General features: G+C 73.4%; 13 protein-coding genes and 1 tRNA gene. 4 read left to right on the forward strand and 10 right to left on the reverse strand.

Translation table 11 applies throughout. From position 1 onward, the window contains the following. Nucleotides 1-206: 206 nt before the first annotated feature. The gene (locus tag ACIP82_RS27120) at nt 207-632 is read right to left on the reverse strand and encodes a hypothetical protein (RefSeq protein ID WP_363606945.1); all 426 of its coding nucleotides are present in this window, start codon (nt 630-632) and stop codon (nt 207-209) included. A gap of 301 nt (nt 633-933) precedes the next feature. Then, nucleotides 934-1,803 carry a 16S rRNA (cytidine(1402)-2'-O)-methyltransferase gene (rsmI, locus tag ACIP82_RS27125; protein WP_400657025.1) on the reverse strand — a complete coding sequence of 290 codons (870 nt, stop codon included), beginning with the start codon at nt 1,801-1,803 and terminating at the stop codon, nt 934-936. Nucleotides 1,804-1,908: 105 nt separating this feature from the next. Between rsmI and ACIP82_RS27130 the strand changes: the two genes are divergently transcribed. Then, complete coding sequence (locus ACIP82_RS27130) at nt 1,909-3,750, forward strand: dolichyl-phosphate-mannose--protein mannosyltransferase (protein WP_400657027.1); 1,842 nt, start codon at nt 1,909-1,911, stop codon at nt 3,748-3,750. Nucleotides 3,751-3,913: 163 nt separating this feature from the next. Beyond that, nucleotides 3,914-5,683 (forward strand): penicillin-binding transpeptidase domain-containing protein, encoded by a 1,770-nt coding sequence (locus tag ACIP82_RS27135; RefSeq protein ID WP_400657029.1) that lies wholly within the window; start codon nt 3,914-3,916, stop codon nt 5,681-5,683. Nucleotides 5,684-5,728: 45 nt separating this feature from the next. On the opposite strand, the gene ACIP82_RS27140 is transcribed toward ACIP82_RS27135, so the two are convergent. From ACIP82_RS27140 to ACIP82_RS27165, 6 genes are all read right to left on the reverse strand, one after another. Continuing rightward, the gene (locus ACIP82_RS27140; RefSeq protein ID WP_400657032.1) at nt 5,729-7,138 is read right to left on the reverse strand and encodes a glycosyltransferase 87 family protein; all 1,410 of its coding nucleotides are present in this window, start codon (nt 7,136-7,138) and stop codon (nt 5,729-5,731) included. Between the two features lie 137 nt (nt 7,139-7,275). Next, on the reverse strand, nt 7,276-8,832 hold the full coding sequence (locus ACIP82_RS27145; RefSeq protein ID WP_400657121.1) for an amino acid permease: 1,557 nt from the start codon (nt 8,830-8,832) through the stop codon (nt 7,276-7,278). A gap of 180 nt (nt 8,833-9,012) precedes the next feature. Continuing rightward, nucleotides 9,013-10,530: a penicillin-binding transpeptidase domain-containing protein gene (locus ACIP82_RS27150; protein WP_400657035.1), complete on the reverse strand. Its 1,518-nt coding sequence runs from the start codon at nt 10,528-10,530 to the stop codon at nt 9,013-9,015. Beyond that, nucleotides 10,530-11,879 carry an FtsW/RodA/SpoVE family cell cycle protein gene (locus ACIP82_RS27155; RefSeq protein ID WP_400657037.1) on the reverse strand — a complete coding sequence of 450 codons (1,350 nt, stop codon included), beginning with the start codon at nt 11,877-11,879 and terminating at the stop codon, nt 10,530-10,532. The genes ACIP82_RS27150 and ACIP82_RS27155 overlap by 1 nt, the downstream gene beginning before the upstream one ends. Before the next feature lie 120 nt (nt 11,880-11,999). Then, the gene (locus ACIP82_RS27160) at nt 12,000-12,584 is read right to left on the reverse strand and encodes a DUF1269 domain-containing protein (protein ID WP_363606932.1); all 585 of its coding nucleotides are present in this window, start codon (nt 12,582-12,584) and stop codon (nt 12,000-12,002) included. A gap of 152 nt (nt 12,585-12,736) precedes the next feature. After that, nucleotides 12,737-12,871, reverse strand: coding sequence for a hypothetical protein (locus ACIP82_RS27165; protein WP_363606931.1), 135 nt, complete (start codon nt 12,869-12,871; stop codon nt 12,737-12,739). Nucleotides 12,872-13,025: 154 nt separating this feature from the next. Between ACIP82_RS27165 and ACIP82_RS27170 the strand changes: the two genes are divergently transcribed. Beyond that, a complete protein-coding gene (locus ACIP82_RS27170; RefSeq protein ID WP_363606930.1) occupies nt 13,026-14,342 on the forward strand; it encodes a VWA domain-containing protein in 1,317 nt (438 codons plus the stop codon). Between the two features lie 2 nt (nt 14,343-14,344). Further along, nucleotides 14,345-15,235: a peptidase gene (locus tag ACIP82_RS27175; protein WP_363606929.1), complete on the forward strand. Its 891-nt coding sequence runs from the start codon at nt 14,345-14,347 to the stop codon at nt 15,233-15,235. A 145-nt stretch (nt 15,236-15,380) separates the two neighbouring features. Here the strand turns inward: ACIP82_RS27175 and ACIP82_RS27180 are convergent. Both ACIP82_RS27180 and ACIP82_RS27185 read right to left on the reverse strand, forming a co-directional pair. Then, nucleotides 15,381-15,454: transfer RNA gene (locus ACIP82_RS27180), tRNA-Ala, on the reverse strand. 81 nt (nt 15,455-15,535) lie between these two features. Next, entirely contained in the window at nt 15,536-16,561 is a 1,026-nt protein-coding gene (locus ACIP82_RS27185; RefSeq protein ID WP_363606928.1) for a hypothetical protein, read from the reverse strand. Nucleotides 16,562-16,704 lie beyond the last annotated feature (143 nt).

Below are 16,704 nucleotides of genomic sequence, written 5' to 3' on the forward strand. Positions count from 1 at the left end.
GGGGGGACCGGTTTTCCGCGGGGGGGGGGGTCCGGGTGGTGGTGTGGTCGGCCGGGGCCGCCTGGGGGGGAATTCGTCGTCGGGGGGGGGGGCCCCCCCCCCCGGGGGGGGGGGGGGCGGCCCGGCACCGTCGGCCGCTCACGCCGCTGGATGGTCGCCGCCCGCCGCGGAGGGGGTCGCGGTCGCGGTCGGCGCCGTCGCCGCGGTCAGCCCAGCAGCCGCGACCAGAACCGCGCCCACCGGCCCTGCGGGCGGACGGTGTCGGTGGCCGCCGGGGCCCCGGCCGGCTCGGCGTGCGCGGGGTAGCCGGGGGCGTGCTGCCAGTGCCGTTCGGCGCTGGCCACCCGGCCCTCGCGCATGATCCGGACGGTGTGGCCACCACAGCCCGGGCAGGTCGGCTTGAGCAGCGGGGACGGCACCCGGACACCGTTGGCGTGGTACTCGAACACGACGTGCCCGTCCCGGGCGGGGTGGTGCTCGATGTCGTACGCCTGCTCCCAGCCGTACCCGCAGCTCAGGCACGCGAAGGAGTAGGCCTCCCGAACGGTCTCCACGGGAGTGTGCGGCCGGCCCGCCGGGCCGGGGTCGCTCAGCGCGTTACCACCGAGGGGGCTACCGATCGTCTCGCTCATAGCCGTCTCCCAGCGCCCGCCGGGCGCTCGCCCGGCTGGGTCTTTCCTTCCCAGGAAATGCCCGGACCGCCCCGGCCGATACCCGTCTTGTGAAGACTTGGACGCTGGTTGGGAATCCCTATACGAAAGGAGGGATCCTGTACGAAAAGCGCGCCCAAAGCTTCAGCTCAACGAGTGTTTACCGGGGCCTCCTCTCCAAGGTACGCGCCCTCCCGGCCCCGGGCACTCCCGGTTTCCACCCGTTTTCCGGGGCCCGCTCCGGGCCCCGTTCCCGGCGTTCCCGGCGCGGGTTCCGGCCCGGCTACCCGGCCTTCCCGGCCGGCTTCCCCGCCTCGTTCTTGGCGGCGACCACCGCGTCGAACACCTCCCGCTTGGGCAGCGCGAGCTCCGCCGCGACCGCCGCGATGGCCTCCTTGCGGCGCTCCCCCGCCTCCTCCCGGACGGCCACCCGGCGGGCCAGTTCGGCCGGGCCCAGCTCCTGCGGCACGGCCGGCGGGGCGCCCGAGACCACCACGGTGATCTCGCCCCTGACGCCCTCGGCGGCCCAGGCCGCCAGCTCGCCGAGCGGTCCTCGCCTGACCTCCTCGTAGGTCTTGGTCAGCTCGCGGCAGACCGCGGCCGGCCGCTCGGCCCCGAACGCCTCGGCCATCGCGGCCAGCGCCTCGGCGATCCGGTGCGGGGCCTCGAAGAAGACCATGGTGCGCGGCTCGGCGGCGACCGAGGCGAGCTGGCGGGCCCGGTCCCCGGTCTTGCGCGGCAGGAAGCCCTCGAAGGTGAAGCGGTCCACCGGGAGGCCGGACAGCGCCAGTGCGGTGAGCACCGCGGACGGCCCGGGCACCGCGGTCACCTTCACGTCGGCGGCCACGGCGGCGGCCACCAGCCGGTAGCCGGGGTCGGAGACGGACGGCATCCCGGCGTCGGTCACCAGCAGCACCCGGGCGCCGCCGAGCAGCGCCTCGACCAGTTCGGGGGTCCGCCCGACCTCGTTGCCCTCGAAGTAGGAGACCACCCGCCCGACCGGGGTCACCCCGAGCGCCTGGGTGAGCCGGCGCAGCCGCCGGGTGTCCTCGGCCGCGATCACATCCGCGGCGGCCAGCTCGGTGAGCAGCCGGGGCGGGGCGTCCGAGACGTCGCCGATGGGGGTGCCTGCGAGAACGAGTACTCCTGTCACGCCCCCATCCTTTCAGCTTCCGGCCGCCGGGCGCTTTTGGTGACGATTCGGGCAGCTTCGGAGGGAGCCGTTCCCCGGCCGGCGACCGCCCCTACGATGTGGCGGATGAACGGCGACACGGCGGCGCAGACGCCTACTGGTACAGACCACACCGCGCAGGGTGGCGTTGGCGTGCCGGTCCTGACGGACCAGCCGTCCCCCGCCGTCCCCGGCCCCCGCGAGCCCGGACCGGAGCAGCCCGGACCGGACCGGCCCGGTCCACCGCGCCCGGCCTGGCTGCGCGGCCTGGTCCGGCACGGCTACACGCCCGCGCCCGCGGTCCCGCTGGCCGAGCGGCTGGTGCCGCCGATGCCGGACGGCCCGGGGGTGACGCCCGACCGGGTCGCGCCCTCCCCGCTGCTGCTGCGGCTCGGGATAGCCCTGCCGGACCGGCTCTGGTCCTGGCTCTGCCGCTGGGCGGGCTGGCTGGGCCCGCTGGCGGTGGCGCTGTTCGGCGGGCTGCTGCGGTTCACCGGCCTCGGCCAGCCGCACGCGATCATCTTCGACGAGACGTACTACGCCAAGGACGCCTACGCGCTCTGGCACGGCGGCTACGAGATCAGCTGGCCGGAGGGCGCCAACGAACAGATCATGACGCCGGGGGCGGCGGTGCCGTACCAGGCCGTCGCCAGCTATGTGGTCCATCCGCCGGTCGGCAAGTGGATCATCGGCGCGGGCGAGCAGCTCTTCGGGATGAACCCGTTCGGCTGGCGGTTCTCGGTGGCGTTGCTGGGCACGCTCTCCATCCTGATGGTGGCCCGGATCGCCCGCCGGCTGTTCCGTTCGACCCTGCTGGGCTGCGTGGCCGGGCTGCTGCTGGCGGTGGACGGTCTGCACTTCGTGCTCAGCCGGGCGGCGCTGCTGGACCTGATCGTGATGTTCTGGATCCTCGCCGCGTTCGGCTTCCTGCTGCTGGACCGCGACCGCACCCGGGCCCGGATCGCCGAGCGCCTCGGCGGCGTGGCGGACCCGGCGCTGGCCGGGCGGCTGAACCTGGGCTGGCGGCCGTACCGGATCGCGGCCGGTGTCTGTGTGGGGCTGACCTGCGCCACCAAGTGGAGCGGCCTCTACGTGGCGGCCGCGTTCGGCGTGCTGACGGTGCTCTGGGACGTGGGCGCGCGCCGGCTGGCCGGGGCGGGCCGGCCGCACCTGGCGACGCTGGTCCGGGACGTGGTGCCGGCCTTCGTCTCGGTGGTCGTGGTCTCGGTGGTCGTCTACATCACCTCCTGGTGGGGCTGGTTCGCCAGCAGCAACGCACCCGGCAAGGGCGGCTGGGGCCGGGACTGGGCGGTCGGCCGGGACGGTGCGACCTGGATCCCGGAGGGCCTGCGCGCGCTGTGGCACTACCACTCCACGGTGTACGAGTTCCACACCCACCTGAGCGACCCGCACACCTACCAGTCCAACCCGTGGAGCTGGCTGGTGCTGGGCCGGCCGGTCTCCTTCTTCTACGAGTCCCCGAAGCAGGGCCAGAGCGGCTGCACCGCGAGCGAGTGCGCCCGCGAGGTGCTGGGCATCGGCACCCCGCTGCTCTGGTGGGCGGGCCTGGTGGCCCTGGTCTACTGCCTGTGGCGCTGGGCGGCCCGCCGGGACTGGCGGGCCGGCGCGGTGCTCTGCGGCCTGGCCGCGGGCTATCTACCCTGGTTCGCCTACCAGCAGCGGACGATCTTCCTGTTCTACGCGGTGGCCTTCGTGCCGTTCCTGGCGCTCGCGGTGACCATGATGGTCGGCGCGCTGATCGGGCCCCCCGGCGCCTCCCGGGACCGCCGGGTCATCGGCTCCGCGGCGGCCGGCCTGCTGGTCCTGCTGATCATGTGGAACTTCCTCTTCTTCTACCCCCTCTACACGGGGCAGGCGATCCCGATGGAGGACTGGCGCCGGCGGATGTGGTTCACCAGCTGGATCTGAGCGCGGGACCGGTACCGGCGTGGTACGCGACACGTACCAGATCCGTCACAAGACCCGGTCATTTCGTCGGCGTACGGAGTCCGTCTGCCTACGCTGAACCCGGAACCCGTATCCGGCCACCGTCGGCTGCGACCTGTCGCCAGACCCCAGGGGGATCAGCACCATGCGCAGAGGCGCGAAGATCGGCATCATCACCGGCGTGTCCGTCGCCATGCTGGCGGGCGGCGGCTACGGGGCGTACAGCCTCATCGGCGGCTCCGACGACGCCGACGCGCCGAAGGCCAAGAAGGCCCGCACCGTGGTCGCCGAGCCGCCCACGGCGGAGCAGGCCTCGGCCGGTGCCAAGGACTTCCTGGACGCCTGGGCCGCCGGTGACATCTCCAAGGCGGCCGGGCTGACCGACGACCCGGCGGCCGCGACCACCGCGCTGAACTCCTTCAAGGACCAGGTCAAGCCGAGCGGGCTGACCCTGACCCCGGCCGGTCCGGCCACCCCGGCCGCCTTCGCGTCCGCCACCGGCACCCCCGCGCCGACCGCCGCCAAGCCCTCCGCCTCCGGCACGCCCTCGGCGACCGGCACCGCGGCGGGCACCGAGTCGCCGTCCGCCGCCGCGGGCCCCGCCGGTGTGCTGATGGGCTTCAAGGCCCGGGCCGAGTTCGAGGGCACCAGCCGGGCCTGGGACTACAACGGCTTCCTCAGTGTCGTGAAGATGAGCGACAACACCCCGGCCGTGCACTGGGCGCCGACGGTGATCCACCCGCACCTGGGCCCGGGCGAGGTGATCGCCACCCAGCCGGTCTTCGCCCCGCCGTCCACCGTGGTGGACCGCAACGGCAAGGCGCTCCAGGGCGCCTCGATCACCCCGGCGCTGCTGAGCGCCCTGCAGGACAGCGCCCGCAAGATCCTCCAGGCCGACCCGACCAAGGACCAGAGCGACGCGGGCAGCGGCGTGGTGATCACCGACGCGGCCGGCAAGGGCGCCTCGGACAAGCTGTTCACCATCGTCGAGCCCAAGCCCGCCAAGCCGTTCAAGGTGACCATCGACAACGCGGCGCAGGCCGCGGCCGAGAAGGCGATGAGCGACCTCGCCGGCAAGTCGGGCTCGATCGTCGCGATCGAGCCGAGCACCGGTCAGGTGCTGGCCTTCGCCAACGCGCCCGCCAGCGGCCAGAACCGGGCCTTCACCGGCCTGCTGGCCCCCGGCTCCACGATGAAGATCCTCACCTCGGCCGCCCTGCTGGAGGCCGGCGTCAACCCCGACACCGTGGTGCCCTGCCCGGCGAAGAGCAGCAACCCGCAGGCGATCCCGAACTCCTTCGAGGACGTCTACCCGAACAACACCCTCAAGCAGGACTTCATGATCTCCTGCAACACCGCCTTCATCAATCAGGGCCTGGCCAGCCTCAAGCCGGGCGCCCTCACCTCCACCGCCAAGGACGTCTTCGGCATCGGCCTGGAGTGGAAGACCGGCCTGCCCAACACCGACGGCCGGGTGCCGGACGCGGGCGGCAACAAGGACGAGCAGGCCATGCAGTACATCGGCCAGGGCAAGGTCCAGATGAACCCGCTGGCCATCGCCTCGGTCACGGCCACCGTGCAGAGCGGCGAGTTCAGGCAGCCGATCCTGGTCGCCGACCTGCCCCAGCAGAAGGCCGCCCGCAACCTCTCCCCCGACGCCGCCGGCAAGCTGCGCGACATGATGGCCGCCACCGCCAAGGACGGCACCGCCAAGGCCGCCATGGCCGGGATCTCGGACAACGCGGGCGCCAAGACCGGCTCCGCCGAGGTGGCCGGCATGGCCACCACCAACAGCTGGTTCACCGCCTACCGGGGCAACATCGCCGTCGCCGCCGAGGTCCAGGGCGGCGGCCACGGTGTCGACGCGGCCGGGCCGGCCGTGGCCGCCGTGATCAAGGCGGCCGGCAACCGCTGACGCGGCCCACGGGCCCGTCCGGTCCCCGTCCCGGTCCCGGTGTGCTCAGCTCCGGGGCAGGACGGGATCCGGGCGGGCCAGCAGACAGTTCACCGGGACGGGTCTGCGCCCGCTCAGCCGCCGGGCCGCCAGCCGGGGCCAGATCAGCAGCACCACCGGCAGCGCCAGGTACCCGAAGCGCCCGGCCGGCGCCAGCATGAAGGCGATCGCCAGCCCGCCCGCCAGCAGGTCGGCGGCGGCGATCGCGGAGACCGGCGGCCGGGCCAGCAGCCAGATCGTCACCCCGGCCCCGCCCACCGTCATCAGCGCCAGCGAGACGGTGTGCCCGGTCGGCCCCAGCCCGGCGAGCACCTTGCCGGGCAGCGGGCTGCCCGCCGGGGTGTGGATCGCGGTCAGCCCCAGCGGGAACCGCACCACCTGCTCGCGCAGCGCGTCCGCCCTGGCCAGGACGGACGGGAGGATCACCACCAGGCCCGCGCCGAGCGCGGTGAGCCCGGCCCGGGCGGCCGGCCGCCGCCCGTACAGCCGCCAGAGCAGCAGGACGGCCACCGGCAGCGCCGGCCACGCCGTCCACTTCAGGGTGCAGGCCAGGGCGAGCACCAGCCCGGCGGCGATGGTGCGGTCCCGCTCGGCCAGCGCCATGGCGAGGCAGCAGACCCCGATCAGCGGCAGGTCCACCCCGCCGACCACCAGCGCCAACGCGATCAGCGGTGAGGCGGTGAGCGCGGCCAGCGGCAGCAGTGGGGCGCGGTCCCGGGACGGCCGCAGCAGCCGCCAGCTGGCCAGCAGACAGCCCAGGAAGGCCAGCGCGAACCAGATCCGGGCGTCCCCGGCCAGCCGCGCCGCCGGACTGCCGTTGCCGAACAGGGCGCGGGGCATCCCGAACAGCGTCATCGCGGGCAGGTACGGGTCGTAGTCGGTGACCACCGCCGGGTGCGGCAGGTACGGGCTGCCGGTGGTGAGCAGCAGGTGCGCGGAGCGTTCGACCACCATCACCTCGGACTGGTGGCGGCCCTGGAGGGCCAGCAGCACCAGCGGCACCAGGACCGCCCCCAGCAGGGCGGCCACGGCGGCGGCACGGGCGGCGAACCGCCGGGGCAGGACCAGACAGAACAGCCCGGCGACCGCGTACGCGGGGGCCGCGACGGTGCCCCAGAGCCGCTGGTTGGGCAGGTTCGAGACGAGGGGGAAGGCGGCGGCCCACCCCGCGGCGATCGCACAGCCGAGCACCTGGACGCGGCGCAGGGAGGCGAGCCGGGCCGGGTTCAGCCGATCGGGCGGCGGGGCGGGGGCGCTCCCGCCGCGCTGGCGGGGGAACGGTCCGGGGGCCAGGCCGCGGCGCAGGCGTCCGTACCTGACCGACGGTCCGGCCGGTGCGGGCGGGACCGGCGTGCCGCTACGGCCGGTGAAGCGGCCGCGCGGGCGGGAGGTGCCGGGCGTGCGGGTGCTCACCATGGTGGAAGGTTATGGGTGGGGGTGGCACCCTGTCGCCATGTCGGCGCGGGGTGTGTCCACCGGGACGAAAGGGACCGCCGGGGTGTCATGGCGTCCGGCGGTCCCCTCCTCGTGCCCCTACTCGTGGTTCTGCGGCCTCAGCCGGTCGCGCGGTCGGCGAGGGCGGTCTGCTCCGGCCGGTTCAGCCTGGAGTGCTTGACGCTGTACCCGAAGTACACGACCAGGGCGACGGCCAGGGCGATCGCACCGGCCCGGTAGGTGTCGGCGTGCAGGCCGGTGATCAGGTAGACGCAGAAGCCGACGCTGAGCAGCGGGACGACCGGGTAGCCGGGGACCTTGAAGCCACGCGGCAGGTCCGGCTGGGTACGGCGCAGGATGATCACGCCGATCGAGACGACCGAGAAGGCGATCAGCGTGCCCAGGCTGGTGATGTCGGCCAGGACGCGCAGCGGCACGAAGGCGGCGAGCGCGCCGACGCCGAGGCCGACCACGAGGGTGTTCCAGACCGGGGTGCCGGTGCGCGGGGAGAGCTGGGCGAAGCGCTTCGGCAGCATGCCGTCGCGGCCCATCGAGTACAGGATGCGGGTCTGGCCGTAGATCACCACCAGGGTGATGCTGAAGATCGAGACGATCGCGCCGATCGCGAAGACCACCGCGGGCCAGCTCTGGCCGGTGATGTCCTGCAGGATCTGGGCGAGGCCGGCCTCCTGGCCCTCGAACTTCTGCCAGGGCTGGGCGCCGATGCCGGCCAGGGCGACCAGGATGTACAGCAGGGTGACCACGACCAGCGAGATGATGATCGCCAACGGCAGGGTGCGGCGCGGGTTCTTGACCTCCTCACCGGCGGTGGACACGGCGTCCAGGCCGATGAACGAGAAGAAGATGCTGGAGGCCGCGACCTGGACGCCGCCGATGCCCAGCGGCATGAACGGGGTCAGGTTGCCGGAGTGGAAGCCGGTCAGGCCGATCCCGACGAAGAGCAGCAGGATGAGGATCTTGATGCCCACCATGGCCGCGTTGACCTTCACCGACTCGCTGACGCCGCGCACCAGCAGGAGGCAGACCATCGCGACCAGGATGAGCGCCGGCAGGTTGAACCAGTGGCCGCCGCCGGGCGCGCCGGACAACTGGGCGGGGATCTGCCAGCCGACGGTCAGGTCGAGGAACTTGTTCAGGTACTCGGCCCAGCTCACCGCGATGGCGGAGGCGGAGACGCCGTACTCCATCAGCAGGCAGATGCCGACGCCGAACGCGACGCCCTCGCCGAGAGTGGCGTAGGCGTACGAGTACGAGGAGCCGGAGACCGGGATCGCGGAGGCCATCTCGGCGTAGCAGAGCGCGGTCAGGCCCGCGGTGACCGCGGCGATCACGAAGGACAGGATGACGGCCGGGCCGGCCGACGGAACGGCCGTGCTGAGCACGAAGAAGATGCCGGTGCCGATGGTGGCGCCGATGCCGATCGAGGACAGCTGCCAGAGGCCGATGGAACGCCGCAGGTGGATGCCGGAGCGTCCGCCCTCCTCGGGCGCACCGGCGGGGAGGGCGTCCCGGCCCTCGCTCTCGGCGATCAGGGTGGCGACGGGCTTGCGTCGCAGAAGACGCGCGCCAAGGGTGTTGCTGGTCAAAACGCGGATCCTTCTAGGCGGGGGAGGGTGTCCTAGGAGCCGGTCACTCGATCTGCCGTGGGGTGACATCAGGGACCAACCGAACAAAGATGGGACAGTACCCCCCGAAAGCACCAGTGTCGCAAACGAACAGTCTCGTCGCGCGCATTGGACGAATCGTCGTGCCAGACTGTACAAACCGGACACTTCGCAGACGGCGGATCTGCCACCGAGCAGCTAAGCGGCAGGTCGGCCGGGGTGCGAAGGCCCTCAGCCGGCCAGGACGGCCTGCATCACCGAGCGGGCGATCGGCGCCGCGAGTCCGCCGCCGGTGACATCGGTGGCGTCACTGTCCGCGATCACCACGGCGACCGCCACCGGCGCCACCTGGTCCGAGCCGGCCGGCCTGGCCCAGGAGATGAACCAGGCGTACGGCGTCCCGCTGTTGTCCACCCCGTGCTGGGCGGTACCGGTCTTGCCGCCGACCACCGCCCCGGCGATCCGGGCGTTGCGCCCGGTGCCGTTCTCCACCACGTCGGTCATCAGCCGCTGCACCTGCGCGGCCACCGCCGGGCTCATCGCCTGCTTGTACCGGGTGGGCCGGCTCAGCCGCACCGTGGTGCCGTCGTTCCTGGTCAGTTTCTCCACAAGCTGTGGACGCATCACCGTGCCGTTGTCGGCGACCCCGGCCGCGACCATCGCCATCACCAGCGGGGTGGCCGCGGTGTCGAACTGGCCGATGGCGGAGAGCGCGACCTGGGACTGGTCCATCTCGGTGTCGAAGTTGGAGCGGGCCGACCGGACCGGGATGTCCAGCCTGGGGTCGTTGAAGCCGAAGTTCTCGGCCATCGCCGTCATCCGGTCCAGGCCGGTCGACACCCCGAGGTGGCCCAGCACGCTGTTGCAGCTGTAGACCATCGCGGTGTCCAGCGACAGCCCGGCCCGGTCGCACGCCGAGGTGTCGTTGACCAGCGGGGTGGTGGTGCCCGGCAGGACGTACGGGTAGGGCGTGTCGGTCGGCGCGTCGATGTCGGTGACCACCCCGTTCGCCAGCGCGGCCGCCGCCGTGACCACCTTGAAGGTCGACCCGGGCGGGTAGGTCTGGCGCAGCGCCCGGTTGAGCATCGGCTGGTCGGTGTCGGCCTGGAGCCGGTTCCAGGCCACCTGGTCGGCGGCGGTGGAGCCGGCGAAGCTCCCCGGGTCGTACGAGGGGGTGCTGGCCAGGGCCAGGATCCGGCCGGTGGCGGGCTCGATCGCGGCGACCGCGCCCTTCTGGCTGCCGAGGCCGCGCATCGCGGCCTCCTGGGCGGCCCGGTTGATGGTCGTGTAGACGTCCCCGCCCGGGTTCTGCCGGCGCGCGACGGCGTCCCAGACCGCCCAGCTCGCCAGCCGGCCGTCGGTGCCGGAGAGCAGGTCGTCCTCGGTCCCCTCCAGCTGGGTGTTGCCGTACGCCTGCGAGGAGTACCCGGTGACGGCCGCGTACAGCGGGCCGTCGGTGTAGGTGCGCTTGTAGTCGTAGCGGCCGCCGGTGGGCGTGGAGCCGGTGACGGTGTCGGAGCCGACCAGGATGTTGCCGCGCGGCTGGGAGTAGCGCTCGATGGTGAGCCGCTGGTTGGCGGCGTTGTGGTCGAGTTCGTCGGCCCGGAACACCTGGATCCGGGTGGCCTGGGCGCAGAGCGCCACGATCAGCAGCAGGCAGAAGGTGCCCGCCCGGCGGCCGGTGACGGAGATCCCCGGCAGGCCCTGGGGCCCGTTCCCGGCGCTCTTCGGACGGGTGCGACCGGACATCAGACCTCCTCCGGGGCCGGGCGGCGGGCGATGTCGCTCATCCGCACCAGCAGGGCGACGATGATCCAGTTGGTGACCACCGAGGAGCCGCCCTGGGCGACGAACGGCAGGGTCATCCCGGTCAGCGGGATGAGGTCGAGCACCCCGCCGGCCACCACGAACACCTGGAGGCCGACGATCGCGGCCAGCCCGATCGCCAGCAGCCGCCCGAACGGGTCGCGCAGCGCGATGCCGGTGCGGAAGCCCCGGGAGACCAGCAGCGCGTACAGCAGGAACACCGCGATCAGACCGGTCAGCCCCAGTTCCTCGCCGATGGTGGCGAGGATGAAGTCGGACTTGGCGGCGAAGCCGATCAGGACGGAGTGCCCGTTGCCGAGGCCGGTGCCCAGTTCGCCGCCCCAGGCGAACGCGAACAGCGACTGGGCGATCTGGTTGGCGCCCCGCCCCGCGGTGATCGAGCCGAGCGGGTCCAGCCAGTCGGCGACCCGGCTGTGCACGTGCGGCGAGAGCCAGCCGACCCCGACCGCCGCCACCGCGGCCAGGAACAGCCCGATGGCGATCCACCCGCTGCGCGCGGTGGCCACGTACAGCATCACCACGAAGAGGCCGAAGAAGAGCAGCGAGGTGCCGAGGTCGGTCTCCAGCACGAGGATGCCGACGAAGGCCGCCCAGATCAGCAGGACCGGTCCGAGCACCCGTCCGGGCGGCAGCCGGAACCTCCACACCCGGCGGCCGGTGAGCGCCAGCGCGTCCCGGTGCACCGCCAGGTAGGCGGCGAAGAAGACCGCCAGCAGGATCTTGGCGAACTCCCCCGGCTGGAAGGAGAGCGGTCCGACGGTGATCCAGATCCGCGAGCCGTACACCGGTGGGAAGAAGATCGGCAGTACCAGCAGCACCAGGGCCACCAGCGCCCCGATGTACGCGTAGCGCTGCAGCCGTCTGTGGTCGCGCAGCAGCAGCACCACCGCGATGAACAGCGCCACCCCGAGCGTCGACCAGAGCAGTTGGGTGGGCGCCGCGCCGGCGCCGGGGGTGGCCCGGTCGAGGCGGTAGATGACGACCAGTCCGATCCCGTTGAGCAGGACGGCGATCGGCAGCAGCAGCGGATCCGCGTACGGCGCCCGTCGGCGGACCACGACGTGCGCCAGCAGGGCGAGCACGCCGAGCGCGGCGCCGTACTCGCCCGCGTCGGCGGGCACCGTGCCGTCGATGTTGACCCCGACCTCGGCGTAGCCGAAGACGGCGATCAGTACGGCGGCCAGGACCAGCGCGAGTTCGGTGGTGCGCCGGGTCCGCGCCGTCCGGCGCGGCCGGCCGGCGGTTCTCGTCGCGGCGGAGGGTGTCACCACGGACCGTCCTGCGTAGGGGTGTCCTGCGGGGGTGTTTCTGCCGGGATGGCGATCGGGGCGGACGGGCGGCGGGCCCGTCCGCCCCGACGTGAGCGGCTGGTCAGGTCAGGCCGGTACGGCTCAGGCGGACGCCGGCGCGGGCGGGGCGGGCGGCGCGGCGGGTGCGGGCGGCGCGGCCGGGGCGGGCGGCGCGGCCGGGGCGGCGGGGGCGGCGGCCGCCCGGGACGCCTCGACGGTCGCCTTCAGCTCGGCCTCCGCGGCGGCCGAGAGCGAGGTCTGGATGATCTGGCCGCCGTACCGGGCCAGCGCCGGAACGACCTTGTCCGCGGTGGCCTTGCGGACCAGCAGGAACACCGCGGCGGTGCCCGGCTGGAGGTGCCGTCCGACCTCGCGCATGAAGTCGTCGTCGACCCCGATGTCGGTGGAGGCGCCGACCGCCGCTCCGGCGGCGCCGCCGACCGCCGCGCCGAGGAACGGCATGAAGAACAGCAGGCCGATGACGCCGCCCCAGAGCGCGCCCGAGGCCGCGCCCGCTCCGGTGGTACTGACCTGCTGGTGCAGCTTGATCCTGCCGTCGTCGCGGCGCTCCACCACGACCGCGTCCTCCAGGTCGATCAGCTTCTGCGTCTGCAGCCCGACCGCTTCGTCGCGCACCGCCCGGGCGGTGGCCAGATCCGGGTAGGCGATCGCGAAGAGGTTGCTCACGTGCTGATCCTTCCAATCAGTCGGACATGCCGGCCGGGTCCGGACGCCGGTGCGGCGGCGCCCATGCCCTGTTCTGCACCCTAACGAGTGCTATCCCCATGTATCGGCTCTTCCGTCCGGTGTGTCCTGTTATTGGCGGCGCCCCGCCATGCTCACTCCGGGCGGCGCCCCGCCAGGGCCAGCAGCCCGGCGGCCAGCAGCAGTTCGGCCCACGGGTAGCCGAGCCGCCCGGTCCGGACCGCGGCGACCAGCCCGCGCACCGCCGAGTTCGCGGGCGAGGCGGCCACCACAGAAGGTCGGCCAGCCCCGGCAGGACCGGCGTGAAGCTCCGCGCCGGGCGCTCGATCTCCCATCGGCGAGCGGGAGTTCACGCCGGATCCGCACCGCACGCGCACCTCCCCTCGTTGGCCATGGCGAACTGATGATCCCTAGGATCGGCGGGTGACTACCGGACGACGACCGAAGGCCAGGCTCGGCAGCCTGCTGGCCGCCCTGGCGATAACAGGCGGTGCGCTGCTCAGCGGCCTGCCCGCCCATGCCGACGAACCATCAGCCGGCTCCGCCGGCAAGGAAGCCCCCCGGGTCGACCTCGTGCTGGACGTCAGCGGCTCCATGCGGACCGCCGACATCCAGGGCAAGAGCCGCATCGCGGTGGCCCAGCAGTCCCTGAACGAGGTGATCGACGCGCTGCCCGCGGAGACCGAGTTCGGCATCCGCACCCTCGGCGCCAACTACCCCGGCGACGACAAGAACCAGGGCTGCCAGGACAGCAAGCAGCTCTTCCCGGTCGGCAAGACCAACAAGGTCGAGGCCAAGACCGCCGTCGCCACCCTGCGCCCGACCGGCTGGACCCCGATCGGCCTGGCCCTGCGCGGCGCCGCCCAGGACCTCGGCAAGGGCGAGACCACCCGCCGGGTGGTGCTGATCACCGACGGCGAGGACACCTGCACCCCGCCCGACCCCTGCGACGTCGCCCGCGAACTCGCCGCCCAGGGCATCCACCTGGTGGTGGACACCCTCGGTCTGGCCCACGACGACAAGACCCGCCAGCAGCTGCTCTGCATCGCCAACGCCACCGGCGGCACCTACACCGACGTCCGCACCCAGGAGCAGCTCACCGACAAGGTGAAGCAACTGGTCGACCGCTCCAACGACACCTACACCGTGACGCCCACCAAGACGGCGGGCACCGACAAGTGCGAGAACGCCCCGGTGCTCTCCCCCGGCGTCTACAGCGACCGGGAGAAGTTCTCCGAGCACCGCGTCTACCGCGTCCCGGTGAAGGCCGGCCAGGAGCTGCGCGCCTCGGTCAGCGTCTCGCTCGACCGCGCGGTCGCCCGTGACTACGGCGTCCTCCTCCAGGCCACCAGCACGGCCGGGCAGGAACTGGTCCGCGGCACCGACGCCGGCAACGGCCGGACGGACGTCATCTCCACCGGCCTGCGCTGGTCCACCAACGACTCCAAGGGCTACGTCACCGCGTCGCCGTCCAGCTCCGCGAGCGCCAAGCCGGAGACCACCGTCTGCCTGGTCGTCAGCAACTCGCTCGCGGCCCAGCCCGGCGTCCAGGCCGACCCCGGCATGCCGCTGGAGCTGACGGTCGACCTGGCCAGTGCCTCGTCCGCCCCGGACGGCCCGGCGATGGGTCTCGGCCGCGGCTGGATCCTGCTGCTGGTGCTCACCCTCGCCGGTCTGCTGGCCGGCCTGGTGTTCGGCTGGATCGCACGCTGGCGGATCGCTGTCTGGCGGGAGAACTGACCATGCCCATCTCGACACTTCGCGGCGCCTTCCGCGGCGCGCTCGCCGCGCTCGCCCTGTTCCCGGCCCTCGCGGTCGCGGCCCCGGCCGCCTCCGCCGCCTCGCCGTCCCCCTCGGCGAGCGAGAGCGGGACGCCGGCCCCGGCCACCAAGGCGGGGACGTCCTTCCTGACCGCCATCAACCTCGCCCCCGGCCAGGACGCCAACGTGGCCGCCTCCACCGGCGACTACCTGTACTGGGCGTTCGGCGCCTCCGAGGGCCAGACCGCGACGGTCGGCCTGACCGTCAACCTGGCCCCCACGCCCGACCGGCACGGGCCGCAGACCTGGAGCGTCGAGGTGTTCGACGGGCTGCGCCGCCGCCAGTCCTGCACCGCCGGCACCCAGAACGCCACCGGTGAGACGACCACCACCTCGCTCGCCCTGAGCTGCACCCTGCGCGAGGTCCGCTCCTGGGCCGAGCCGTGGTCCGGCGACCCGCTGCCGGGCACCTACTACGTCCGGCTCTCGCTCTCCGACGCCCCGCAGCCGGACCTCGGCCTCGCCGCCTCGGTCCAGCTGCACGTCAGCGCCAAGGGCGACGCGGACAACGCCCAGCCCGAGGGCGGCGAGCTGAAGGCCCCGCTGGTGCCCCCGGTCGGTGGCGGCGCCGCCACCGCCAAGGCCGCCGCACCGGAGGAGCCCGAGGAGCACTGGTACACCGGCTGGTTCTCCGGCTGGAACAGCCGCTGGTTCTGGACCGTCGGCGGCGGCATCCTGGCCGCCCTGGCGGGCGTCGCGGGCTACACCCTCACCCGCCACCCGCGCGGGTACCGCCCCGCCCGCTACGGGGCCGTCCCGCCCCAGTCCGGCGCCCCGCAGCCGGACCCGTACGCCGGCTCCGGCCGCCCCTGACAGCCCCGCCCCGAGGGCCGGCCGGACCACCTCCGGCCGGCCCTCGGCCGTCCCGCCCCAGCTGACCCCGGGTCACCCACCGCCGCACCCCAGACAACGCAGAAGTCCCGCCCGATCTGATGATCGGACGGGACTTCTTGTTGGGTGGAGCTGAGGGGATTCGAACCCCTGACCCCCTCGATGCGAACGAGGTGCGCTACCGGACTGCGCCACAGCCCCAACGAGAAGAAACTCTAGCACCTTTCGGAGGGGGTCCGTGACCACCCCCCTGGACGCGCTCCTGGTCGGGGGCGGGGCGGCTCACTCGTTGGCGGCACGGGGGCGGGTCTCGGGGGCGGGGGCCTCGGCGTACTGGTCGAACAGCGGGGTGTTGTTGCGGGACTCCGCCGGGCGGCCGGCGGTCCAGGTTCCGGGGGCCGACAGGTCGAGGCCACGGCTGACCCGGGGAGCCACCGGGGCGGTGACATAGGTCGGCAGCGGGACGGGCACCGGCTCCCACGAGTCCGGACCGGCCGCACCGCGTTCGCGCATGCCGTCCACCCACTCCTCGTGCTCGGTCGCCTCCGCCAGGGCCGAGGCCGAGCCGGACGGACGCGCCTCCGCCGGGACCTGGTCGGCCTCGGTGGCGAGCCGCAGGTGCGAACGGCCGCGCCCGGCCCGGCCCTCGGGGGCGGGTACGGGCGCCGGGGCGGGCGCCTCGGCGCCCTCGGTCTGCCGGGCCTCGGCGCGCTGCCGCTCGCGCTTGCGCAGCCGCTCGGCGGCCTGGGCGGCCCGGGCCCGGTCGAGCTTCACCTCGTACCGCTGGCGCTCCAGCTTGCGCAGGTGGCCGATGTAGAGGGTGAGGAGGATCGCCGGCACGGCCGGGACCCAGAGGAAGGCGAGACCGGCCACCGCCGCGACGACCGCGCCGAGGGCGAAGGCCATGAAGAGGACGGTGACCATCCGGCGCCGGCGGGCCAGCAGCCGCGCCCGGCGCTCGGCGGCCTGGGCGGGCGGGCGCTCGGACGCCGGCTCCGCCGCGGGTTTCTCCTCGGCCCTCTCCTCGGTCCTTCCGTCGGCCCCGCTTCCGGGATCGCTGGAGGCGGCCTCGTCCCGTACGGGAGGACCGTCGTCATTGCTCTGCTCGTCGTCACGCGGTTCGTCGCCCAGGGTCCGGGACGCCCGCCGCTCCAGCGCCGAACGCCCGGCCAGCAGGCGGATGGCGGTGCTGAAACGCTCCGTGGGGCGCGCCTCGTTGAGCTCGTCCTGCCTGCGGAGCCACATTGGCACCAGATAGGCGGCCCAGGCCCCTACGATGACGGCGTAGATAAGGCCGCTACTGCTCACGTTTCACACCGTACGGGCGCCGGGGAAGGCCCGGCAGCAATTTGACACGGCGTGTCGTGCGATCAAGCTGATTCTCCGACTATTTTGCCGCTATTTGTGCCTGTCCGTCGCCACGGCGATGCCATATTGATATTTTTTTCGAA

This window comes from Kitasatospora sp. NPDC088548 (assembly GCF_044753005.1).
In the GTDB taxonomy this organism is placed as follows: domain Bacteria; phylum Actinomycetota; class Actinomycetes; order Streptomycetales; family Streptomycetaceae; genus Kitasatospora.